This window comes from Clostridium amazonense (assembly GCF_056431285.1).
Genome location: NZ_JBWKMH010000024.1, coordinates 138,551 through 163,681, shown reverse-complemented (window position 1 = coordinate 163,681; position 25,131 = coordinate 138,551). Strand labels below are relative to the sequence as shown.

The following is a 25,131-nucleotide window of genomic DNA, read 5'->3' as shown; positions in this document are numbered from 1 at the left end:
TAGTGTTTATAGAGATTATAAGAATAATCTTAAAAATATGGAGGAAGGAGAAAAGATTTTAAATTTTTGTAATATAGAAATAAATAGAGTTGAAAAAGAACTTTATAGTAATAAATGCTATTCATTATCAAAAATTAATGAGTATATAAATTTCATCATAAAAATTCATAAAAAAATAGCATATGCACGTTTTAGATATTTTCTTTTTCCAGCAGTAATTGTTGGTGAAAATTTAGAAAAAGAAATTAAAAAAATTAATAAGTCATACACTGAATATGATTTGTTATCAAATTTAAATTATATTACTCTTGATGTAAATAAAAAAATAGATAAAATTGTATTACAAATGGCTAAAAACAAGGTCTTGGTGGATGATATAAAAAGTGGAATTAATTATGAATATTTAAAGTCACACTACCATAAAGAATCAATTATAATAAAAGATTTTTTAAAACAGTATGGATGGAAATCTGATTATTGTTGCATTCCATTTTCATCTACATCATGGAATGAAGATCCCAATAGATTATTAAAAATTTTAAAAATATCTATGTCGTCATTAGAAAATGAAAGTAATGATAGTAATTATAAAAAATATGAATATATTCTTAAAAATTTAAAAGCTAATAATAAAATAAATAAGTTTAATAAACTTAATAATGAGATTTCTTATTATAGATTGGCACATGTAAGAAGAGAAGAAAGTCAATATACTTGGGAAAAAGGGTTTGGACTGTTAAGATGGTTGTTAACTAGTATAAGCCAAATAATGAGTATTCCTTATGAGGATTTGCTATATTTAAGATTAAATGAATTACAAAAAGTGTTGGTAGCAGAAGAAATAAGTAAAAAATATAAAGATATAATTTCTCATAGAAAATCACTTAGAAGTCAAGCAGAGATTACTTGGGAACAGTTATCAATAGATGCTTTTAGATATGATGATAAGAATGTTTTTCATGGAGTTAGTGGTAGTTTAGGAAAAGTTAGAGGTAAGGTTTGTATTGTAAATAATCATAATGATTTTAGTAAATTAGAAAAAGGAGATATACTTGTATGCCCATATACTGACCCAGAATGGACTCCGTTATTTAAAGTAGCAAAAGCCGTAGTTTCAGATACTGGAGGTGCACTTTAACATGCAGCTATTGTAGCTAGAGAATATGGTATTCCAGCAGTATTAGGTGTTGGTAATGCAACTTCAAATTTAATTGATGGTGAATATATTGTAGTTGATGGTGATAATGGAATTATAAAAAAAATTATGGAGGAGTAACATGAGAGGTAATGATAAGTATTTAAAATTTACTAAAGAATCAATACCTAAATTAATAATACAAATGGCTATTCCTTCGACTCTTGCTATGTTTGTAGGCATAGCTTATAGTCTTGTAGACACATATTTTGTATCTAAAATAAGTACTGATGCTATGGCAGCAGTAGGACTAGCATTTTCATTTATTAGTGTTATTCAAGCATTAGGACTTTTATTTGGACATGGATCTGGTAACTATATTTCTAGAATGGAAGGTGCAAAGAATAGAAAAGAGTCATCTAAAATGGCAATAACAGGTCTTATAGTATCATTTTTTATTGGACTTGTAATTATGATACTAGGGAATGCATTCATAATAGATTTAGTGTATTTTTTAGGTGCAACTAAAAAGTTAGAATTTTTAACAAGAGAATATCTGCAAATCTTATTAATAGGAACACCTTTTATGATAGCATCATTAACAATGAATAATCAGTTTAGATTGCAAGGGAATGCAGGGCTAGGAGCAATAGCTATTATGCTAGGAGCAGTTAGCAATTGTATATTAGATCCAATAATGATTTTTGGATTAGATTTAGGTATTAAAGGAGCTGCATATGCAACCATAATTGGTGAAATAATAGGATTTTTAACATTAATTATAGCAAGTAGATTTAAAGATAGTGTAAGGTATAACATTAAAGATTTTTGTGTAAACAAAGTTATAATTAGAGAACTTTTTTCTGGTGGCATACCTAATTTTTTAAGAGAAATATTTATTGCATTTTCATTAGCTATACTAAATAATAAACTAAAAGCATATGGAGAATCTTATATAGCATCATTTACTATAGTAAATAGACTGATACTTGCTGGAACATATATTATGGTAGGTGTTGGTCATGGATTTCAACCAATTTGTATATTTAATTATGGAGCTAATTTATATGAAAGAGTAAAAAAATCACTAAATTTTACATTAAGATTTGCTGTTATATTTATGGTTTTTATTGAAGTAATATTTATTGTAAAAAGCCATGGACTAATAAGGAGCTTCAGAAATGACAATAGTATTATTAACATTGGGTCTAAAATACTAAAAATACAATCATTTACGTTGCCTTTAATAGGATATACAACTATATCTGGAATGTTTTTGCAAGGTACTCATAAATTTAAAGAGGCAACGATAATAACTACAGCTAGGCAAGGATTCATTTATATTCCAATGATTTTTATACTTCACTATATATTTGGATTAAATGGCATATTATATGCACAACCTGTATCAGATCTGATAACATTTATAATTGCAATTGTATTAGTTAAAAGAAGAAATTTAGAGTTAGTAAAAAATCAATGTTTAAAAGTATAACTATTAAAAATAACAAGGAAAAATATATTTTACCTTGTTATTTTAATTTTCTAATGTTTCACCTTTTATAACAACTCGTCCATTATCAGGGCATCCCATTTCAAACTTCTTAGCTTTAGTATTACCATAGTCTAAAATTCCACCATTTAAAAGAGTATACACATTTGGATATATACTGTTCCAGAGTTCATGACAAATTGGAGGACATATATCCTCTACAATAAAAGTATCTCCAGTTTTAAAATAGTTACATCTGCAGTTACTTTCTAAAATAGTTAATTTAACTTTAGGCATTTAAAATACACCTCCTAAATATAAGAAAATTATAACATTATAAATTCATAATATAAACAAATGATATATTGAAAGAAAATAGAGTGGAATATTAATAAGATGTTTTTTTGCATTTTAATTTTCTATAGATAAAAAAATACTATTAGTTTTTTATATTGGCAATTGCAATAGTATAATGATAAAATTATTATGAATATTAATGACAAATTTCGACTTTTGAAATTAAGTCTATAAATTTATAAAATAAGGAGTACGTTATGAAAAAAACAACTAATAAAAAGAAAAGTTGGGTTGGAAAGATAGTAATAATTTTATTATTTTTAACTGTTATTTTAAGTTATTTATTCATTCCAGTTGTAAAAAATTCAACTAATAACATATTTAAGATGTTTGCTACGGGTGATTTTACAGTAATTAAAGAGTTTGTAGAGTCTTATGGTGCATATGCAGCAGTCATATCGTTTTTATTAATGATTTTACAATCCATAGCTGCACCATTACCAGCATTTTTGATAACTTTTGCCAATGCAAATTTATTTGGATGGTGGAAAGGAGCATTACTTTCATGGACTAGTGCTATGGTGGGAGCAGCAATATGTTTTTATATAGCAAGAATACTTGGTCGTGATGTTGCTGTTAAGTTAACAAGTAAAACTGGGCTTGACCAAATAGACGTGTTTTTTGAAAAGCATGGTAAGATGAGTATATTAATTGCAAGATTATTGCCATTTATGTCTTTTGATATAGTTAGTTATGCAGCTGGTCTTACATCAATGTCATTTGGGTCATTTTTAATTGCTACAGGGATTGGACAATTGCCAGCTACTATTATCTATTCTTATGTAGGTAGTATGTTAACTGGAGGAGCTAAGTTATTTGTAACAGGACTTTTAAGTTTATTTGCATTATCAGCATTAGTTATATTATTTAGACAAATATATGTAGAAAAACAGAAGAAAAAATCAACTTTAAAATAGAAAAGTGTGTATTTAGAAATATAAGAGAAAAGGAGAAAAAAATGAAATCAAGAAAAATTTTATCAGGTTTAATAGCCACAACTTTTGCATTATCACTTGTAGCTTGTGGCAATTCTTCAAGAAAAACTTCAACAGAAGATACTAATGCTAAAACATTAGTAATTAATAAAAATACTAAAGAAATAAAGATGTTATGTGAAGTTAATGGAAAGTACTTTACAGAGTCTACTCGTCATGGAATTGTTTTTAAAGATGGATCAAATGGAGAAAAGTCAGTTCTTCGAGGACTAGCAGATGAAAAAAATTTTTACGATGCATTAATTGAACTTGGAGCTAAAGCTGGAAACAATTTAACGGCAGAAGATATGAAGGCTAAAAAAGATAATGGAAAATCTGTTGAAGGAGATAAGTTAGAGGCTGTAGTAACTTGGGAAGGGCAAGAAAAAGAAATTCCTTTTGAAGATATTATAAAAGCTAGTGAAGAAAGACCTATGGATTTAAGATTTGGTGGCAATATAGAAAGTGCTAAAAAAAATAATACTGGTTGTGTTCTTTGTTTAGATAGTTGTGCAACAGGTATAACAAGTGATGCTTCCTATCCAACAGGAACAACTCAAAATAATGTTGTTAAATTTTATGGTGATGAAAAAGTATTACCTGAAGATGGAACAGTCGTAACGGTTACGTTTAGAACTATAAAATAAGTAAATTTAAAGGTGTTTTATGAAGTATTTAAGTAGTGTATATAACAGTTTTATATGGTCTATGATTATTGCAATTAGCAGTTTTAAAATTGAATGGTTAGAAATGAGAGTAAACATAGGATATATTTTTTTTATATCATTAATAATTTTATCAATAAGTACAGTGATAGCCGTAAAAAAAGAAAAAATTAAATTTAATAAGATATTTACAAGTTTAAATTTAGTTATATGTTCTATATATGGTATTACACTTTATGGATTTAATAGGATTAAAATAGTACCAGCATCTATTATTAGAGAAGGAATTCATAAAAATAAACTTTCTTTTTCTAGTATAAATACAATTTTATTACTTATAATAATTATAGGGTTGTTTATGATTGTTATCTTAGATAAAATGAATAAGAAAAAAACTAATTAATTTAGTAAATAAAATAATGAAAATGGTTCAAAAAGTGTACAAGCTTTATTTTGAGCCATTTTTAAATTTAAAAAACAAAACATATTAAATCATATTTAAGGTATTTAATTAGCAATACAAATAAACGACAAATATATTCAAAAATATATTTTAAAATGCATTTTTATTAAAATTAACAGGATATTTATTAAAAAATTTACAACATATACTATTTTAAGCTATAAATAGTATTGATTTTACGTTTAAATAGTATATAATTAAAAGTAAGTATTTGTTTTAGATAAATTTGTGAATTATATTGGCATTCTTTTTATTAAGTTATTTGCAAAAGCTATAATAAAAGGGATGTTTTTATTATTTGACTTTCATATAAAAATTCTAATTTAATTATAAATACACATAAATGCAAATCTATTAATTAATAATTTATCAAGTAAAAATCAAATTAAGTATATAATCTTGTTTGAAAAGCCTCCATACATAAAATTATAAATTTATATATAAATAAGTTTTATTTTTTCATAACAATTTGAATAATAAGTTCAATATAGATTGATATGAAAAATTCAATATACAAAGCTCTAATTTAAATTTTCTCAAAAGGTTCATAATTATATAAATTGTAATTATGGAACCATATAGTGAATATATGATGAAGTTAATATATCGTATTTAACTTCTTAGTTTGATGATAGAGAGGAATGATTAAGTTTGGAAAAAGATGTTTTTAACTACTTAGGAAAAAATTATAGATATTTAAATAGATATATAAGTGAAATTAATAAAACGGTAATTATTTCACCACAAAATTCAATGATTAAAGGCAAGTTATATATTGAGAATTTGACAAAGGAATTATGCAATTTGGAAAATTATGGACTTATGAGTAAAGTTACACAAGAAGAAAGATTAGCTAAGCTTTATGAAGATAAAATTATAAATGAAGATATAAATAGTCTATTTAAATCAATTAATAATACAATAGTAAACTCTAATATTAAAGGTGATTTAGAAGAATCATTAAATATGCATAAGAAAATATATGAAATTACTGCTTGGTTTATTTATAAATATATAGATTCTAAATTTGAAGAGGTTCCATATAAGGTACCCAAAAAAGCTTTAGTTAATGTTAAAGAAGAAGATTTAGAATCAATAAATAAAATAATAAATAAAGTGGAAAATTCAATAGTTGAAAGTAATGTAAATGATAATGAAATTATTAAAAATGAGGTGCATGTGTCTCACGATAGTAATGAAATAAAGAAGGATATCAAATATGAGTTGCTAATTGAAAGTATACTAAATAATAATGTAGATAAAAAGTGTCTAATTCAGGAACTTTTAAGATTAAAAAAATCTTCAAATGAAATAGTAGAAGGAAATAATGAATTTACACCTTTTAAGAAATATATGCATATAGAAAGAGCAATTCAAAGGGATTTAGAAGAGGTAATTTTAAAAGCTGAAAAATCAAAAAAAGCACAATTAATTTTACTTTGTGGAAATGTTGGAGATGGCAAATCTCATATAATATCTTATTTTAATAATAAATATTCTGATATTATGGAAAATTTTAAAATTTATAATGTTAATAAAGAAAATCTATCAAAGAATATAAGTGCAGTAGATAATCTAACTAAAGCTTTACATAACTTCAATGATGATAAAATTAATAAAAGCAATGATAAGGTTATAATAACACTTAATATAGAGACATTAGAGAAATTTATAAAATCTGAAAATGTGGAGAAGTTTTCTATTTTAAATAAATATATTGAAGATAATAAAATTTTAAAAACTAGTAGAGATATCAATAATTTTGATGAAGATAGTTTTTTAAAATTTATAAATTTTAGTGATTATCATATGTTTACATTGAAAAATGGAAAAGTTGAACCTAATTATATAGAACTTTTAATAAATAAAATTACTGATTCGTCAGAATATAATATTTTTTATGATTCATATAAAAAAAATTGTATTGAATGTAAAAATTCAAAATGTTGTCCTATTAAAGGAAACTATGAATTATTAAGTAATGAAAATGTAAAAAAATCAATAGCACAATTATTAGTTCAATGTAGTATAGAGAATACAATAGAAATTTCAACTAGGGAACTATTAAATTTTATTTATGAACTATTAGTGCCAGATTTATCTGTGGATAGTGATTCAGAATTATTCAAAAAAACTATTCATAAACTTAATAATTTAGATTATATAAATGCACTTTTACCTAATAAAATTTTTAGTAATAAGGAAAACTCTTTTATATTTGAGGCTTTAAATAAATTAGATCCTACAAATATCAGCACTTTAGAAATAGAGGATATAAAAGAGGATTTTGAAAATTCTATTGATGTATTTGATTATTTTAAAAAACTTTTAGATTATCCTAATGGATATATGGATAAAATTTATAAAATAGATTTTGAAAAATCAAAGTATAGAAAAATAAGAGCTGAACTTTTAAAATTCTTTATAAGAAGTTATTATTTTTGTGGCAAAGGAGATATGCTTTATTTAAAAGATTATGATTATGAAAATTATATGAAGAATGTATATCTATGGAACAAAGGTGAGGTAAAAGAGCTTAAGCCTTTATATATTAACATGATGAATGGACTAATGAAGTTAAATGATAAAAATCAAGGGAAAATTCATGAAACTATTAATATAAAAGGTAATATAACCAATATACCTATGAATAGTAAAAATAACCTTGAAAAATTTAATACAACATTAGAATTAAAATATGATGTAAATGAAGCGAATAGTGCATATAAAGTAGATATCGATTTTCCACTATACAAAACATTAACACAAACAATTAATAGAAATGAAGAAAATAATAAATAAAATTTAAAATAGAAATGCTTGCTCTCATATGCAAGTATTTTTATTTTTTATATAGAAAATTATGGCCTTATAAAATAATCAAAAAATTCAAAAGGTCATTATTTTACATAGATAACATATGTTTTTATAAAAAATATAGTAGTATATCCTATATAAATAATTAAATAACATAAAAATACTTAAATATGTATTATAATGTATTTAGAATAAGTTTAGTCATATGGAGGTGATATTTATGAAAAAAAATACTAATAAAACTAAAAGAATTGTTTTAAGTGCTATGTTAATAGCTATTGGAATAGTTGGATCTACTTTATTTATACCATTCGTAGGTGGTAAAATATTTTTTATGCAACATTTTTTAAATGTTATTGGAGCGGTTTTACTAGGCCCTCTATATACAGTAATTAATGCGTTTTGCATATCATTAATAAGAAATATTATGGGAACAGGTTCTCTTTTAGCCTTTCCAGGTAGTATGATAGGTGCGTTTTTAAGTGCAATTATTTATAAAAGAATTAATAAATATTATTGTGCAGTTATAGGTGAAATTATAGGAACAGGTATTATAGGGGCGATGGCATGTTATCCAATAGCTTCAGTATTACTTGGAAAAGAAGCTGCAATATTTACATATGTAATGCCATTTTTACTTAGTTCAATTAGTGGTTCAATTTTGGCACTTATAGTGCTTAAAGTACCTATATTTGAAAAAGTAATAAAAAAACAAAAAATTGAAATTAAATCAATGTAGATTAATTCTAAAAACTTAAATTAAGGAGGATGAATTTTGAATAAGAAGAAATATAGTACGGTGATGCCTATAGTAATTATAACTATTATGAGCTTTTTCATAGGTGCATACACTGGTAAGTTACTTAAAGTAAAAGATATTTCACCTTTTATTTTATTCCCAGTTGTAATTGTAAGTATTTTTATATCGTTATTTATACAAGTAATAATTCATGAAATAGGACATGCGATACTTGGAATGATAGCAGGATATGAATTTAAAGAAATTAAAATTTTAAACTTTAAGATTTTTAAAAAAGATGGAAAGTTAAAATTTGAGAAGAATAATGAATTAAAAGGTTCTGCATATGGTGGACAAACCGTATTAAATATAACAAAAGATAATTTTGAAAAGACAAAGATGATAAAACTACTTGTAGGTGGTGGATTATTTAATGTAATATTTTCAATAATTACTTTTGTTATAGCTATGTTTGTAGAAAATCAATATATAAAAATTTTTTGTTCCATAAATGTTATCATTGGTATTTATCTGTTTATTATGAATCTAATGATATTCAAATCTAAATATCTTATAAATGATGGATATTGGATATATTCTTTGATTAAGGATACTAATGGTGTAAGTTTATTGGAAATAGATGTTGTAAGTGATGATTTAGAACCAAAAGATTTTGACAAAAATTATTTATATAATGATAAAATTGATGGTGTTTCAGAATATTGTAATGTTGCTATGGATTATTATAGATATTTAAATAATTTAGATTTAGGGGATATAGATAGTGCCAAGAAAAGTATTGAAAATGTCATAAGTTTTGATAAGAAATATGATATAACACCATTAGTAGGAAATATGTTTACTTTTACTCATGATATTTTCTATTATTACTTAATTATAGAAAAAGATTTAGAGAAAGCTAAAACCTACTATAATGTTAACAAAAATATGATAAAAAGTAGTGATGCAATTACAAAAGCAAGAGCTTTGGTATCATATGAATTACTAATTGAAAATGATAAAGAAGCTGCTATGAGCATATATGAATCAGAAATGAAAAGAATAAAAGACAGGAAAGAACAAGGAATGATAAGATTTGAAAAGAAAACTATAGAAAGCTTGTTAAATCTTTATTAAATCAATTTACAATAAAAGTGTTTAAGTTAGTTTGCAATTTAAACACTTTTTTATGTTTTATTTCACTAACTTTTCATTCTTACTTCTTACTTTGTTCATAATATAAAAATAGCAATAATATTTAAGCTTAGGAATATCATTTGATAAAGATGCTATTTGAACTTGGAACCCTATAGATGGGTTATCATAAAGGAAATTTAGTTAGAAAATTTAAAATTATTAATTTAAATAGTAACCATTAAAAATTTTTATAAAAAAGTTAGTAGAATTTTTGTCAATTAACTGAAAATTGATGTATAATATAAGTATACTAATAAATAATATAAAATTTAAAACTTATGTAAACCTTAAAATATAATGTAAGGACATATTTATTATAAATTTATAAGTCATATTTAAAGATAAATAAGTTTAGAAAAAACATTTTGAAAGCTAAATTTATTTATGAAAGGGTGATTAGATTATGAATTCTACAAAAAAAGATCTTATAATATCATTTATTATATGGATACTTATAGTAATAACACTACCAAGTGAGGCTACAAATAAATTTTTATTATATTCAATAGTAGCTGGACTTACATGTTTAGTAACTTTAAAGTTTCAAAGATTTATGAGTTTAAGAAGATCTTAAAATTAGAATCACTTTAAAAAGTTTAAAATATTTGTTGACTCTGACCTAAGGTGTTAGATTATTATAATTTTTGAGGGGGTGATTTCTTGAAAATTAGTGAATTTGCTAAAAAGTCAGGGGTAACTGTAAAGACATTAATACACTATGAAAAAATAGGTCTTTTAAATCCAAGTGATAAAACAGAAGCAGGATATAGAATTTATACTGAAAAAGATTTTTTAACACTTCAACAAATAATTACTTTAAAATTTATAGGACTTTCTTTGAATGAAATAAAAAATATTTTATATAATAATGAAGAAAATATAGAAGAGATGATTAAGTTTCAAAAGGAAGCCCTAGAAGAAAAAAGAAGACATTTAGATACAGTTATAGAAGTATTTTTAAAGGCTGAAGATAAAATTAGAAATACTGGACTTTTAGAAGTTGAAAATCTCATTGATATAATCAAGATAACAAATATAGAAAATAAGGTTAAAAAACAATACGAAAATTCAGAAAATTTTAAAAATAGACTTAGTCTTCATAGCTATAATATTAATAAATCACCATGGAATAGTTGGTGTTTTGCAAATATTGTTTTTAAAAATAATATGAAAGTATTAGAAATTGGTTGTGGTACAGGTAAATTTTGGAGTGAAAACCAAGGAAATTTAAATAAAGATATAGAAATAGTACTATCAGATTATTCAAAAGGTATGTTGGACACTACTAGGGAAAACTTAATCAATTTGAATAGAAATTTTATATATAATAATTTTAATGCAGAACATATACCATATGATGATGATAGTTTTGATATAATAATAGCGCAACATATGTTATATTTAATTCCTAATATAGATAAAGCTTTGTCAGAAATTAAAAGAGTTTTAAAAAAAGATGGAACATTTTATGTAACTACAAATTCTTGTGAAGCAATGAAAGAGCTAAATTCGCTAGTAGAAAAATTTGATGTATCTATGGGACTTCATAGTAATGGAATGTGTGAAAGATTTAATTTAGAAAATGGAAAAGATATTTTAAAAAATCATTTTAAAGATACAGATGTTAAAGTTTTGAAAGGGAAAATTATAACTTCTGATGTAGAGGCAGTAGTTTCATATAAATCATCTAGTATAAAAGGTACAGAAATTTTAAAAGGCAATAAGAAGAAGGAATTTACAGAATATATAAGGAGTTATGTGGACAAAAATGGGACTTTAGAAATAACTACTAAAGCAGGAATGTTTATATGTAAGAAATAAGAAAGGATGAGTTTATTCATCCTTTCTTTATTTTTAGTATATATTAGTTATAAAAGTTCAAAAATTCAATTACTCTTATTTCAGTGATAAATAGAGATGTAAAATATTGCACAAGAATTAATAATGAAATATAAAAGTGATTAAAACAATTCTTAGCTAGTCTCGCTTTTGAGGGTGTCCAAGTTTTGAAAGTAATAAATTAAAAGATGAAATTTGAACCATATAATTTTTAGATTTTTTTATTCTTAAATATTATAAAAAATAAATTTAAAGGAAAATATATGTTTAAATCAATGTAATTATTATAATAAAAGCGAAAAAGAAAGCTAATCAAATAATTTGAATAAAGAATAATTTGATTATCAAAACAAAATAACATATAATTAATTCATAGTAAATTTTAGAATAAAGAATCATAGCTCATGTGAGTTTTAGGAGGATTTTTAAATGAAAATAAAATTAATAACAGATTCAGCAAGTGATTTACCATTAGAATTTGTAAAAGATAACGATATAGATTTTGTGCCTCTAGGAGTAAATATAGATGGAAATTTTATTTTGGATGATTTAGGTGAAAATTTTAAAATGGATGAATTTTATAGTTTAATTAGACAAGGTAAAATGCCATCAACATCTCAAGCAAATGTATTTGCCTTTGAAGAAATTTTTGAAAAGCATGTAAAAGAAGGATATAAGATAATATATATAGGTTTATCGAGTGCTTTAAGTGGAACTTTTAATAGTTCTGTAATTGCTAGAAATAGTGTATTAGAAAAATATAATAATGCGGATATATCGGTAATTGATTCTAAAAGTGTATCATTAGGAGAAGGACTTCTTGTTTATAAAGCGTGTGAGTTAATAAATCAAGGGTTAGATAAAGATGAAATAGTTAATTTCATAGAAAATATTAAAGAAAAAGTTATACATTCAATTGTTGTTGATGACTTAGCTCATTTAAAAAGAGGTGGACGTATTTCAGGTGCTACAGCTACAGTAGGTTCAATTTTGAATATTAAACCTACATTAACTCTTGATAATGAAGGAAAGGTAGTTGTAAAATCTAAAATTAAAGGAAAAAAGAAAGCAATAAAATACTTAGCTTCAGAAATTAAAGATAATGCTATAGATTTAGAAAATCAGACTATATTTATTTGTCATGCTGATTGTTTGACGGAGGCAGAAGAATTAAAGAATATAATTTTAGAAGAAAGTACTGTGAAAGATGTAATAATTAATTCAATAGGTGTAGTAATTGGAACACATGGAGGACCAGGAACTTTAGCAGCTGTATTTATAGGAAAAGAAAGAATTTAAGTTTTCATAAAAGAATGGTTTTGACTATTATAGAAGCGTGATAAAAATACGCTTCTATTTGTATATACTATAATAATCTTCGCCCCAATATTTTTTTATAAATTCATCTCTTCCTGATTTAGTACGATCCTTTTTATACTCTATTTCATTTTTTATATAAAAATTTTGATGATATTCTTCAGCATTATAAAATTTAGAAAATGGAAGAATTTTAGTCACAATAGATTTTTCAAACCTTTTTGAATTTTCAAGAGCTATTTTAGAATTTTCAGCTAAAGCTTTTTGACTTTTAGATGTATAAAATATGGCAGATCTATAAGATGATCCTCTATCTTGAAATTGTCCTTCATCATCAGTTGGATCAATTTGGCGCCAAAATGCATCTAATAATTTTTCATATGAAATAATTTTAGGATTATACAAAATTTTAATAGCTTCATAATGACCAGAATCTTGAGACTTTACATCTTTATATGTTGGATTTTCAAGAATGCCGCCAGTATATCCAGATACAACTTCTATAATTCCATCTAAAACATCAAATGGAGAAACCATACACCAAAAGCATCCACCAGCAAAAACAGCAATTTCACAGTTATTACTTAAATTATTCATAAAATCATATCCTTTCAAATTCATAAAATATACATTTATAATAACATGATAATAAATGTATATATACTTATTTTGTTAAATTTATAGTAGTATTTATAAAAATTTAATTATATAAAGTTTAGCTAGAATTAATGCAAGAATATATTCAAAAACTTTCTTATTATGACAGTTTGAACAAATTTTACAGTAGAATTTATCTTAAAATGTAGCAAATATGTATACATTACATAAATTAAATTAGTAGGGAAATGATTTTTAAAAAAATATTAAATTCATATATACATGATATTGGTATAGGGGGCGAAACTTCATGGATGAAAAAAGATTAGCTTTAAGTAGAAAAAGTGGAGAAATAACTAATTTATTGTATGCAATGATGTGTGTTGAAAGTGAAGATGAAAAACGTAAAATTTCTAAAAAAATAGATAAAGCTAAAATTGAGTATGAAAATTTAAAAAAAGATGTTGAATAAATTAGAAGGAGATGCTTAAAATATGGCATCTTCTTTTAATATTAAAAGTTAATTAAATGAATATAAATTTTTATATAAAAATATGTTAAACATATTTTGGAACATATATGAATAAATTCATACTTTAAGGTTGATAATGTAGATGATTTTGAAATATAATTTATATATTAGATAAATTTATTGACTTTAAAGAGTATTAATAATATTATAAGTAAATTAAATGAGTTTAAAGCAATTAGTTATTTTCAAAAGGAGAATTAAGTTATGTCAGTTATACCAAAAGAAATTGAAGATAGATATTATAATATAATAGATTTAATAAAAAGTTTTTGTGATAGTTATTTAAATGATGAATATAAAAAACTTTGTATTAATTTATGTGAAGAAGTATGTAGAAAAAATCCTAAAGGAATTAGCAGAGGGAAAATAGATGTTTGGGCACCCTCTATAATACATGTAGTTGGTAAAGTTAACTTTTTATTTGATCCAAGCGAAGCAATACATATAAAAGCTAAAGATTTATATTCTTATTTTAAGGTTAGTGGAAGTTCTGTATCTTCTAAGTCTAATAATATATCAGATTTATTGGATATAACACCTTTAGACTTAAAGTGGACTATTCCTAGTAATTTAAGCAAAAACCCTTTAACTTGGCTTGTAAATTTGGATGGTTTTATAACCGATATAAGATATGTACCAAAAGAAATTCAAGAGAAAGCATTAAAAGATGGAATTATATCACATATACCAGAAGAGAAAGATATTAATAATGACGATATTACAATAGATATTGATGATGATGAGATTGATATAGAAAATTTATCAAGTGAAGATATAGAAGAATTCTTAGAATTAAATTCTCTTATAGAAATGCTAGATAATAATAATTTAGACAATATAATTAATAAGTGTCATTTATCTAAGATAAACAATTTAAGAGATATGGAAGAAATGCTAGATACTTTAGAAGCAGAAGATGATGAATATGTTCCAATGCCTAAGTGCAAGATAATACCATTTCCCAGTAAGAAAAATTAAATTTATAAAAAATATAAAGTGCTAGAGTTTCTAGCACTTTATATTTTATTTATCTATCCCATTTCTTGAAAGTACACCCTTATAATAATAATGTTTAACTTCAGTCATATCTGTAACAAGATCTGCTAAATCAATTAACTCATCGGGTGCATATCTACCTGTTATTATAATTTCAGTATTTTCAGGTTTAAATTTTAAAACATTTAGTACATCATCTAATGTGAATAATTTAAAATACATTGCAATTGTAAGTTCATCTAGAACAACAACATCATAGGTATTATTTATAAGTATTTCTTTTATTTTAGATAAGCCTTCTTTAGCACTATCTATATCTTCTTGTTCTGGAGCTTTTGATATAAAACATCCTCTTCCAAATTGTTCGAATTTTATATTAGGCAAATAGTTTTCACAGTTTACTTCATTATATTTCATACCTTTAACAAATTGACCAAAGTATACTTTTTTCCCGGCACAAACAGCTCTCACAGCAAGTCCAACCGCTGCAGTAGTTTTTCCTTTTCCGTTTCCTGTGTATACATGAATATAACCTTTTTCCATAGTAAATCATCTCCAATAAAATATGTTATAGTATAATTTTACTTTATATGAGATTTATTGTCTATAATATTAATATGGAATACTTGCAATATAAAATTATATTGACAAAAATTCAAGTATAATTAATAATAAACTATAAATTTAAATATGAGGAGAGATAAATGAAAAAAATTAGAGTTTTAATTCTAGCTATTTTTTTAACTATTTTTTTAGTAGGATGTGGAAAGGTAAATTTAACTACAGTAACAGAAATAAATAAAGATGGTACTGGATTTATTATGGGGAAAATAAAATATGATAAGTATGTAAGCAAAGTTATAGATCCTATATTATCAAATGAAAAAGATATATCATCTCAAGGGTTTCAAGTTAAGAGATATGATGAAGATAATATGAAAGTAATAGAATACAAATATACTTTGTTTAATTTTGAAAAAGTACACAATAGAGAGAATATAAAACAGTATATAGATTTACAAGAGAAAATAATCCCAGGTATATTAAAGAATAAAGTAGCATTAAATATAAAAGTTAATAAAAATATATTAAAAGATGCATTAGCTCAAGTATCTAAGGAAAATTATAATTTACTTACAAGTCAAGTAAGTAAAGTTATAAGAGATATAGATTATGAAAATGTAATAAAAGTTCCAGGAGCTATATTAGAAAGCAATTCTACAGAAATTGTTAATTCAAATACTGCTAAATGGAAGTATAAGCTAAGTGATATAGAAGATGGTACCGAGATGACCATTGTTTATGAACAACCTCAGTATCCATATATAATTTTACTCTATTTAGCAGTCATTATTATATTAATAGCTATCGTTAGTTACGTATATATAAGAAAGAAACATGATAAAAAGACTTGTTAATTGCAGGTCTTTTTTTACTTTTAATGATATATTAGAAAACATATAATGTATAATATGTAATATATGTAAAAGGAGGAATTTAATATGGAGAGTTATCAAACGAATAGATTAATTTTAAAAGTTTTAGATGATTCAAATAGTTGTATTGTTACAGAATACATAAATAGAAATGTAGATTTTTTTAGTGATTTTGAACCATTGAGAGATAAAAAGTTTTATACTGAAAATTTTCAGAAAACTCAATTAAAAACTGATTTGAAATTTATTCAAGATAGGTTAATGTTAAAGTTATGGATATTTAAAAAGGAAGATTTAAATAAAATAATAGGAGAAATTACATTTTATAATATAGTTCCATTTGCATTTTTATCTTGTCATGTTGGATATAAGTTAGATAAAGATGAAACAAATAAAGGATATATGACTGAAGCCTTAAAAAAAGGCATAGAAATTATGTTTAATGAGTATGGTATGCATAGAATAGAGGCTTATATACGTGAAGAAAACACTTCATCTTTAAATTTATGCAAAAGATTAAACTTCATAAATGAAGGAATAGCACATAATTTTTTAGAGGTAAATGGTGAATGGAAAGATCATGTTAGAATGGCTTTAATTAATGATATATAAAGAATTATAAGTGTGGGGGAGTTTATGTTAACAAAGATAATTTCATCAATAGTAATTATAATTAGTATGGGGGTATGTTATACATTGAAAAATAATGAGCTTTTAGAAGTTTGTCTTTTAGGAGTTAATCCTATAATCTTTTTGACACAAGGAGTTTATATATCTAGAAATACTAAAAATGGACTAATTAGTCTAATTTTATCTATGACAACATATATTATTTTAGCTTATTTTTTAAAATTAGAGTTTATAAGATATTTAATTTTTTATTTAGTTATTTTAGTAATAGCTTTTATATGTAAGAAAGATATTAAATTTAATTAATATTAACAAAAACTTAATAAAGTATAGTTCTATAAATACGAAGGTTAAAAAGATATATGTAATTTTAGAATTTCAAAAATTTGTTATAATGGAGTGTGATATATAATTAATAAGGAATGGTAATTATTATAATAATAAATTTATATTATGAAAAATTAAAGTAACCGATTATTATAAGTTTTATTATATGTATTAATTTTACATAAGAAAAGATATTTAACATTGAGGTGAAAAATTTGAAAAACAAAAGATTAACACTTAGAAAAGAAATTATAAGAATGGCAATGATTGTTTCTATAATACCTATTATATTAGTAAATGTTATAACATTGTATTCTGTAAGAAATAATGTAAAAAATGAAATAGAGAATGCAAGTCTTTATGAATTAAATATTATAAATGAATCAATAAGTTCATTTTATAACTCAGTAAAACAAGACTTAAACTTTTTAACTGATGATGCAAATGCTAAAGGATCATTAGAAAATAAATTTAATGAAAGAAGCTGGTTTGAAAAAACACTTGCTAGCTATTTAAAAAATAGGGAACACATTTTATCAGTATACATAGCATTAGAAGATGGATATATAGTAGATTTACCTGATAATTTTGCAATTAAAAATAATTTTGATTTTAAATCAACTAAATGGTATCAAGATGCAATAAACAATAAAGATTCTGTATGTTTAACTGATCCATATAAAGATAATATAACAGGAAAATTTGTAACAACATATTCAAAAGCAATTATAGGTAATAGTGGAAATGTTATAGGTGTAATAGCTATAGATCAAGATATAGATAATTTAAATGAAAAACTTGATACAGGATCAGAAGAATTTAAATCCATGCTTATTTCTAGAGAAGGGTTAATTGTTTCTGCTACTGACAATGAATTTATAGGAAGTGATTCAAGTGAAAAACCTTGGATAAATGAATTGTTATCAATAGAAAATAACAGTTTAGAAACTATATCTATTGATGGAACAAATTATGTGGTTTCAACACAAAAACTTAATACCTCTAATTTAATTTTAGTTAATATGACAACTAATAGATACATATTAGATAAAGAAATTAGTCAAATAGCACCATTTGCTATATTATTTGTCCTAATTTTGATAATTGTTTTTATAGTATCAAGAAAGATTTCTTCAGGAATATCAAAAGGAATTTCAGATTCTGTTCATATACTTGAAAAAATTAAAGATGGTGACTTTACAGAAAAAGCAGAAGTAAATAGTAAATATAATGTAGAGGTTTTAGCTATAGTTGAAGCAGTAAATTTACTTATAGATGATATGGCTAATGTACTGAATGGTGTAAAAGCATCATCTAATGAAGTTAAAGCTGGTGCAGAAAATTTATATTCTATAATGCTTGAATCTAGTGAAAGAAGTGAAGAGGTTGCAAATGCAGTTCAACAAATTTCACAAGGAGCAAATGAGCAAGCTGAAAGATTAGATGAAAGTGTAAGAAATACACAAATGTTTGGTGTGGAATTAGATAAATCATTACTAAGTGCTAAAAATATGCTAAGCATTTCAGAAAAAGTTGAAGATGCTTCAATTGAGGGTACTTCAGCAATAAATACTTTAATAAATAATTATACAAAGAATGAAAAATCTAATAATCATATAGCAAGTAAAATAGAAAATTTAAAACAAAATTCAAATGAAATAGGTAAAATAATAGATGTAATTGAATCTATAGCAGAAGAAACAAATTTACTATCGTTAAATGCAAGTATAGAGGCTGCAAGAGCTGGTGAACAAGGAAGAGGCTTTGCAGTTGTAGCAGAAGAAGTTAGAAAACTTGCAGATCAATGTGCTCATTCAGCTAAAGATATATATGCAGTAATTGAAAAAATTAAAAATGATATAGTATCACTTAATAAGGAAATGGAGAGTAATAAATCACTTAACGAGGTTACAAATGAAAGTGTAAGAATAACAGAAGATAAATTTAACTTAATTGTTTCAAACATTAAAGAACTTAAAGAAAGCATAGTAGAAGTGGATAGTTCATTATTAAGTATTGAAACAAGTAAAGATGATTTAAGTAAAAAAATATTAGAAGTATCATCCATTTCTGAGGAAACAGCAGCCACATCTGAAGAAGTTAGTGCTTCATCTGATGAACAAGCTAGAGGAATTGATGAAGTTTCAAGTGAAGCTATGAAATTAAAAGAGTATGCAGAGTATTTAAATTCATTAATTGAAAAGTTTAATATAGAAGATACTACAACTTAATTAGATGAGTTTAACAAAAATTAAGTATTGATGAGAAGTGAGTTTACTAAAAGTGAACTCACTTTTTAACTTGGACAAATAGGTATAAGGTGATATATTTATATATAGGTTAATTTTGTAAAAACGAGGTGAACAGATGAAAAAAATATTTAAAATTATATTATTAGTAATTAGTATAGTTTTAATAATGATTACTTTTTTATTTTTTTATAATTTTGGTATAAATAAAAGTATAAACATGAATAATTTAGATATGAAACATTACATGGATATGGCAGATAAGATAGGAGATAAGAAAGTTCAATTAGATTGGAAACAAATTGCAGCTATAGCAGCAGTACAAAATAAAAATAGTTTTAATTCCATAGATGATAAGGTTATAACTAAAATAGGTAAAACTTTTATTATAACGTACAGAGGTGAATATAAGATTCTTCCTTTAAAAAGTGTAATGGAGAAGTTAAACTTTGATAATAATCAAAAAAGAAAAGTACATAAATATATAGAAAAATTAGGTAAATATCAATTGGAAATGCTAAAAGAAGAAAAAGAAGATAAAAATTTATCACATGAATTAAAATTTATAAATAAAATAAAAGAAGATGCAATTAAAAATTATAATACATATGGGGTACTTCCATCTATAACAATAGCTCAAGCTATATTAGAATCTGACTTTGGTAGATCTGAACTTTCTGTAAAGGGAAATAATTTGTTTGGAATTAAAGCAGATGCAAATTATAAGGGAGATTATATAAGTTTTAAAACACAAGAGTTTCATAATACAATAATTAATGCTAACTTTAGAAAATACAAAAGTATAGACGAATCAATAAAAGATCATGGTGAATTCTTAGTTGTAAATTCAAGATATAAAGAAAATGGACTATTTGAAGCAAAAACATATATAACTCAAGCACAAGCACTAGAAAATGCAGGATATAGTACTGCTGAAAATGAATTTGGTGAAAAAATTTATGCAGATATTTTAATTGAACTTATAAGAGAATATAGTCTTCAAAATATAGATAGTATAGTGCAAACCAAAGAATAATTGTATGTTAAGGGGTGTTAATAGATGTTTAAGAAAAATAGAAAATTAGGTGTAGATACAAATCTTAAATTAAAAAACAATGGAATGATATTTACTGTTATTGGAGAAAACTTTAAATTCAAATTAAAAAAGATACAAAGGAAAAATACTTGTATAAAAAAAATGTTATACATAAAAAAATAGATAAAAAGTATCAGCAAAAGATTATTAAAATCATTGCTGATACTTTTTATTTTAAAATAAATCAATGCAATAGTATTTAGAATAATTTTAAAATTTCAAATTATGTGTTAAAATATAAATTATTACCAACAATTGAATGAAAATAAAACTAAGGTGGTGTGCATGTGGATTTATTTAACTTATATAGTGATTTAGTTTGTAAGAATATAGAATATAAGCCTAATGTAAGTTTTAATCTTCTTAAAGCTGGTTATTGGCTAGAGGGAAATGTTTTAAGTAAATTTAAAGAAAAAGATTTTTTGAATTCGCAGAAGTATTTATCTAAAATATCTATGGATTTTGTATTAGAGCCAATGCAGCATTCTAGTAATTCGGCATTGGTTAATATATTTACACCCTGTGAATTTTTACATGCAATGAACATATATCCACAATTTATAGAGGCATTTTCATCTTATTTATCAGGAGCGGGTTGTGAAAGTGCATTTATAGATTTTGCAGAAAAAAAAGGAATTAGTGATAACTTTTGCTCATATCATAAAGCTTTTTTAGGTGCAGCTACTTCAAAAGTTTTGCCAGCACCTAAATGTGCAATAACAACTTCACTTGCTTGTGATGCCAATATAAATACTTTTAGGGCAATATCTAAAGAGTGTGGAATAAATAAATATGTAATAGATGTTCCTTATGAATACTCTAAAGATGCTGAAGAATATGTAGAAATGCAACTTAAAGAAATGGTATCTTTTTTAGAAGACAATTTTAATAGAAAATTTAATGAAGATAATCTAAAAAAGATTATTTTAAATGAAAATAAATCTATAGATTATTATAAGAAATTTTTAGATAAATTAGCATATAAATATTATCCTAATACACTAACATTAGAAATGTATAGAATTTTTGCAACACATGCTTTTTTAGGACATGATAAAGTTTTAGAATATTATCGTTTTTTATTAGAGGATATTGATAAATGTAGAGAGGTAGAAGGAAATAGAATTTTATGGACACATTTAATTCCATTTTACTCTGAGCCGTTAAGAGAAATTTTTAACTTGAATGAAGATAATCAATTAGTTATTTGTGATTTTAATTTTGATTCACTTATAGAATTAGATGTGGACAATCCTTATAAGAGCATAGCTAAAAAATTAATTTTAAATCATTTTAATGGTGGATATGATAGAAAAGTAGATAACATACTAAAAATGTGCAATAAATTAAGAATAGATGGAGTAGTACATTTATGTCATGTAGGATGTAAACAGTCCTTTGGAGGTGCTTATATTCTAAAAGAAAAATTAGAAAGTAACAATATTAAAACACTTATAATTGATGGTGATGGTATTGATAAAAGAAATGGTAACGATGAGCAAATCAGAACTAGAATGGAAGCATTTTTAGACATAGTAGAAAAGGAGAAAAGACATGATAGGATATGTTTGTAAATATACTCCTAAAGAACTTTTTAAGGGTTTTGATGAAGAGGGAATAAAAATAGATTTTGAAGTGGAAAACTTTGATGTGGCTCATAGTGTAACTCATAATAATCTATGTAGTTATTGTAAGACTATACTTGAAAATGTTAAGAAAATGAATATAGATGAAGTATTACTTATAAATTGTTGTGATTCATTAAGGAGAGTTAAGGATATATTATGCAAAGATGAAAAAATTAAATTTTGTTACATTATTGATATTCCGAGAAAAGTAACACCTTTTTCAATACAAATATTTAAAAATGAACTTTTAAAATTTATAATCTCATATGAAAATTACTCATCAAAAACTTTTGATTTAGAAAAGTTTAAAGAGAGTTTTAGTGTAGAAAAAGAGGAAAAGAGTGACTCTAATTATATAAGTGTATTAGGAGGACGTATGAGTCCTAATCTTTATGAAGAGATAAAGAAAATATCGTCATTATCAGTAAAAAACTGTAGTTGTACAGGCTATAAAAATAAATTTTCAAATTGTTATAAAGATTTAAATTTATTAGATGATGTTATGGAAATATACGCAAGTGATTTACTAAATCAAATGTCTTGTATGAGAATGGAAAACATAGAAAATAGAAAAACACTAATTAAAGATGATAAGTTAAAGGGAATAATATACAACACTGTTAAGTTTTGTGATTATTATGGTTTTGAATATGCAGATTTAAAAGATAAAGTTACAGTGCCTATGGTTAAAATTGAATCAGATTATACTAAAGGTAATTCAGAACAAATGAAAACTAGAATTGAAGCACTTTTAGAGGAAATAAATGATTCAAAAACTAAAACTAAAAAAGATAATAAAAGTGGACAGTTTGTTGCAGGAATAGATAGTGGATCTACATCCACTAATGTGGTTATATTGAATGAGAATAAAAAGATAATATCTTATTCAATTGTTAAAACAGGTGCTAAGTCTATAGAAGGAGCATATAAGGCATTAGAAGAAGCTTTATATAAAGCAGCTTTAAAAAAAGATGACCTAAAACTTATAATATCTACAGGGTATGGAAGAATTTCTATTCCTTTTGCAAATAAAAAATTAACAGAAATAACTTGTCATGGAAAAGGGGCAAATTTTTTAAATAAAGATATAAGAACAGTAATAGACATAGGTGGTCAAGATAGTAAGGTAATTAGAATAGATGAAAATGGAGATGTAAAAGACTTTGTAATGAATGATAAATGTGCTGCTGGAACAGGACGATTTTTAGAGATGATGGCTAAAACATTAGAGTTAGGATTAAAAGATATGAGCAAATTAGGATTAGAATATACTAATGATGTAACTATTTCTAGTATGTGTACTGTATTTGCAGAATCAGAAGTTATAGGATTAATTGCACAAAATGAAGAAATAGAAAATATTGTTCATGGAATTAATAAAGCTGTAGCATCTAAAGTATTGTCACTTGTAAATAGGGTAGGAAAAAATGATAAGTTTATGATAACAGGTGGAGTGTCTAAAAATAGAGGAGTAGTAAAAGAAATAGAAAAATCTTTAAGTACTAAGATAATTGTACCAGAAGAAGGGCAAATATGTGGAGCGTTGGGTGCCGCCTTATTTGCATTAGAAGAATAGAAACTATATAAATCACTAATAAACTATAAAAAGTAATCATAGTATTTTAATGAAATGATTTTAATAAGAGGGGGGCAAAATGATTTTAAAAGATGAAAAATTATTTTTAGAAACAAGACAAAGCAAGAAATTACCTAATTTTATTTTAGCAGTAATTTTAGCTTATGCATTTGTATTTGTAGGTCAATTTATTGGAGGTATAATTCTTCATATACTTTTTAGTTTGGATTTAGGATGGGATTTTAATAATGCATTACTGATGCAATTTTTAAATCTTACTATAGGTTTTGTATTTATTATTATTTTAGTATTTTCAGTAGTTAAATTCATAGGGAAAAGAAGTGTTACTACTATGGGACTAAAAAAAGAAAATTTACTATTAAATTATTTAAGAGGATTTGGAGTTGGAATACTACTTATGAGTGCAGTTGTAGCACTTTTATATTTGGCAGGATGTGTTGAAATAGAAAAAAATGTTCTTCAACCTGTAGGTAAATTTGCTATTTTAAATGTTCTAATTATTTTACCAGGATGGATAATTCAAAGTGCAGCAGAAGAAATTGTTACAAGAGGATGGCTCATGAATGTTTTAGGTGCTAGATATAATGGCGTTATAGCACTTATAGTTTCAGCATCACTTTTTGGATTATTACATTTAGGAAATCCCAATATTAGTTTTATAGCAATATTAAATATAATATTATCAGGACTTTTATTTGGATTATATGTTATAAAAACAAAGGATTTATGGGGTGCTTGTGGAATTCATGCAGCCTGGAATTTTGCACAAGGAAATATTTTTGGATTTGAAGTAAGTGGACTTCCAATGAAAGCTGGTTCAATTATAGATTTAAGATTAGTAGGAAATGATATGTTTTCAGGAGGTATCTTTGGACCAGAAGCTGGATTAGCAGGAACTATAGTATTAGGAGTTTCAATATTGGTACTTATATATATGATAAAAAAGGAAAAAGAAACATTATCAAATAGTAAAATTACAATGTTTAAATAAATATATATTTTTTTAATAGAAAAAATTGACAAAAATATGTAAAAATGATACAATTTG

Annotated in this window: 24 protein-coding genes and 1 pseudogene; 22 read left to right on the top strand and 3 right to left on the bottom strand. The window is 24.4% G+C overall.

The annotated features are described in order from the left end of the window. Positions 1–37: 37 nt before the first annotated feature. Both AC07E4_RS10120 and AC07E4_RS10115 read left to right on the top strand, forming a co-directional pair. Positions 38–1,276: pseudogene (locus AC07E4_RS10120) on the top strand (PEP-utilizing enzyme). A gap of 1 nt (position 1,277) precedes the next feature. Next, positions 1,278–2,630, top strand: a complete 1,353-nt coding sequence (locus AC07E4_RS10115) for an MATE family efflux transporter (protein WP_478216305.1) — start codon at positions 1,278–1,280, stop codon at positions 2,628–2,630. A 42-nt stretch (positions 2,631–2,672) separates the two neighbouring features. On the opposite strand, the gene AC07E4_RS10110 is transcribed toward AC07E4_RS10115, so the two are convergent. Then, a complete protein-coding gene (locus tag AC07E4_RS10110) occupies positions 2,673–2,924 on the bottom strand; it encodes a TIGR04076 family protein (RefSeq protein ID WP_040328917.1) in 252 nt (83 codons plus the stop codon). 257 nt (positions 2,925–3,181) lie between these two features. Between AC07E4_RS10110 and AC07E4_RS10105 the strand changes: the two genes are divergently transcribed. The 9 genes from AC07E4_RS10105 (at position 3,182) to AC07E4_RS10065 (ending at position 12,977) form a co-directional block, all read left to right on the top strand. Then, a complete protein-coding gene (locus AC07E4_RS10105; RefSeq protein WP_478216304.1) occupies positions 3,182–3,901 on the top strand; it encodes a TVP38/TMEM64 family protein in 720 nt (239 codons plus the stop codon). A 41-nt stretch (positions 3,902–3,942) separates the two neighbouring features. Continuing rightward, positions 3,943–4,605, top strand: a complete 663-nt coding sequence (locus AC07E4_RS10100; protein ID WP_478216303.1) for a YdjY domain-containing protein — start codon at positions 3,943–3,945, stop codon at positions 4,603–4,605. Positions 4,606–4,624: 19 nt separating this feature from the next. Continuing rightward, a complete protein-coding gene (locus AC07E4_RS10095; RefSeq protein ID WP_040328921.1) occupies positions 4,625–5,026 on the top strand; it encodes a hypothetical protein in 402 nt (133 codons plus the stop codon). A 711-nt stretch (positions 5,027–5,737) separates the two neighbouring features. Continuing rightward, positions 5,738–7,888: a DNA phosphorothioation-dependent restriction protein DptF gene (dptF, locus tag AC07E4_RS10090; RefSeq protein ID WP_478216302.1), complete on the top strand. Its 2,151-nt coding sequence runs from the start codon at positions 5,738–5,740 to the stop codon at positions 7,886–7,888. 235 nt (positions 7,889–8,123) lie between these two features. Beyond that, on the top strand, positions 8,124–8,642 hold the full coding sequence (gene thiW / locus AC07E4_RS10085) for an energy coupling factor transporter S component ThiW (protein WP_040328922.1): 519 nt from the start codon (positions 8,124–8,126) through the stop codon (positions 8,640–8,642). 36 nt (positions 8,643–8,678) lie between these two features. Next, complete coding sequence (locus AC07E4_RS10080) at positions 8,679–9,779, top strand: site-2 protease family protein (RefSeq protein ID WP_478216301.1); 1,101 nt, start codon at positions 8,679–8,681, stop codon at positions 9,777–9,779. Positions 9,780–10,242: 463 nt separating this feature from the next. Continuing rightward, positions 10,243–10,413 carry a hypothetical protein gene (locus AC07E4_RS10075; protein WP_158644488.1) on the top strand — a complete coding sequence of 57 codons (171 nt, stop codon included), beginning with the start codon at positions 10,243–10,245 and terminating at the stop codon, positions 10,411–10,413. An 86-nt stretch (positions 10,414–10,499) separates the two neighbouring features. Next, the gene (locus AC07E4_RS10070) at positions 10,500–11,660 is read left to right on the top strand and encodes a MerR family transcriptional regulator (RefSeq protein WP_478216300.1); all 1,161 of its coding nucleotides are present in this window, start codon (positions 10,500–10,502) and stop codon (positions 11,658–11,660) included. Between the two features lie 447 nt (positions 11,661–12,107). Beyond that, positions 12,108–12,977, top strand: coding sequence for a DegV family protein (locus tag AC07E4_RS10065; RefSeq protein WP_430829242.1), 870 nt, complete (start codon positions 12,108–12,110; stop codon positions 12,975–12,977). 54 nt (positions 12,978–13,031) lie between these two features. On the opposite strand, the gene msrA is transcribed toward AC07E4_RS10065, so the two are convergent. Continuing rightward, the gene (msrA, locus tag AC07E4_RS10060) at positions 13,032–13,592 is read right to left on the bottom strand and encodes a peptide-methionine (S)-S-oxide reductase MsrA (protein WP_430829241.1); all 561 of its coding nucleotides are present in this window, start codon (positions 13,590–13,592) and stop codon (positions 13,032–13,034) included. Between the two features lie 310 nt (positions 13,593–13,902). Here msrA and AC07E4_RS10055 point away from each other — a divergent pair, with 310 nt between their 5' ends. Next, a complete protein-coding gene (locus AC07E4_RS10055) occupies positions 13,903–14,064 on the top strand; it encodes a hypothetical protein (protein ID WP_430829240.1) in 162 nt (53 codons plus the stop codon). Between the two features lie 264 nt (positions 14,065–14,328). Further along, the gene (locus tag AC07E4_RS10050) at positions 14,329–15,102 is read left to right on the top strand and encodes a DUF6398 domain-containing protein (protein WP_051540365.1); all 774 of its coding nucleotides are present in this window, start codon (positions 14,329–14,331) and stop codon (positions 15,100–15,102) included. A gap of 45 nt (positions 15,103–15,147) precedes the next feature. On the opposite strand, the gene cobO is transcribed toward AC07E4_RS10050, so the two are convergent. Then, on the bottom strand, positions 15,148–15,663 hold the full coding sequence (gene cobO, locus AC07E4_RS10045; RefSeq protein ID WP_040328932.1) for a cob(I)yrinic acid a,c-diamide adenosyltransferase: 516 nt from the start codon (positions 15,661–15,663) through the stop codon (positions 15,148–15,150). A 161-nt stretch (positions 15,664–15,824) separates the two neighbouring features. Here cobO and AC07E4_RS10040 point away from each other — a divergent pair, with 161 nt between their 5' ends. From AC07E4_RS10040 to AC07E4_RS10000, 9 genes are all read left to right on the top strand, one after another. Further along, the gene (locus tag AC07E4_RS10040; RefSeq protein ID WP_430829238.1) at positions 15,825–16,538 is read left to right on the top strand and encodes an LptM family lipoprotein; all 714 of its coding nucleotides are present in this window, start codon (positions 15,825–15,827) and stop codon (positions 16,536–16,538) included. 84 nt (positions 16,539–16,622) lie between these two features. Further along, positions 16,623–17,168 carry a GNAT family N-acetyltransferase gene (locus AC07E4_RS10035; protein WP_478216299.1) on the top strand — a complete coding sequence of 182 codons (546 nt, stop codon included), beginning with the start codon at positions 16,623–16,625 and terminating at the stop codon, positions 17,166–17,168. 24 nt (positions 17,169–17,192) lie between these two features. Continuing rightward, a complete protein-coding gene (locus tag AC07E4_RS10030) occupies positions 17,193–17,492 on the top strand; it encodes a hypothetical protein (RefSeq protein ID WP_478216298.1) in 300 nt (99 codons plus the stop codon). A 236-nt stretch (positions 17,493–17,728) separates the two neighbouring features. Next, positions 17,729–19,744, top strand: coding sequence for a methyl-accepting chemotaxis protein (locus tag AC07E4_RS10025; RefSeq protein WP_478216297.1), 2,016 nt, complete (start codon positions 17,729–17,731; stop codon positions 19,742–19,744). A 136-nt stretch (positions 19,745–19,880) separates the two neighbouring features. Next, complete coding sequence (locus AC07E4_RS10020; RefSeq protein ID WP_430829234.1) at positions 19,881–20,798, top strand: glycoside hydrolase family 73 protein; 918 nt, start codon at positions 19,881–19,883, stop codon at positions 20,796–20,798. A gap of 24 nt (positions 20,799–20,822) precedes the next feature. Beyond that, entirely contained in the window at positions 20,823–20,981 is a 159-nt protein-coding gene (locus AC07E4_RS10015; RefSeq protein ID WP_158644490.1) for a hypothetical protein, read from the top strand. A 164-nt stretch (positions 20,982–21,145) separates the two neighbouring features. Then, on the top strand, positions 21,146–22,432 hold the full coding sequence (locus AC07E4_RS10010; RefSeq protein WP_478216296.1) for a 2-hydroxyacyl-CoA dehydratase subunit D: 1,287 nt from the start codon (positions 21,146–21,148) through the stop codon (positions 22,430–22,432). Further along, a complete protein-coding gene (locus AC07E4_RS10005; protein WP_430829233.1) occupies positions 22,413–24,062 on the top strand; it encodes an acyl-CoA dehydratase activase in 1,650 nt (549 codons plus the stop codon). The genes AC07E4_RS10010 and AC07E4_RS10005 overlap by 20 nt, the downstream gene beginning before the upstream one ends. A gap of 79 nt (positions 24,063–24,141) precedes the next feature. Next, the gene (locus AC07E4_RS10000; protein ID WP_430829232.1) at positions 24,142–25,074 is read left to right on the top strand and encodes a CPBP family intramembrane glutamic endopeptidase; all 933 of its coding nucleotides are present in this window, start codon (positions 24,142–24,144) and stop codon (positions 25,072–25,074) included. Positions 25,075–25,131 lie beyond the last annotated feature (57 nt).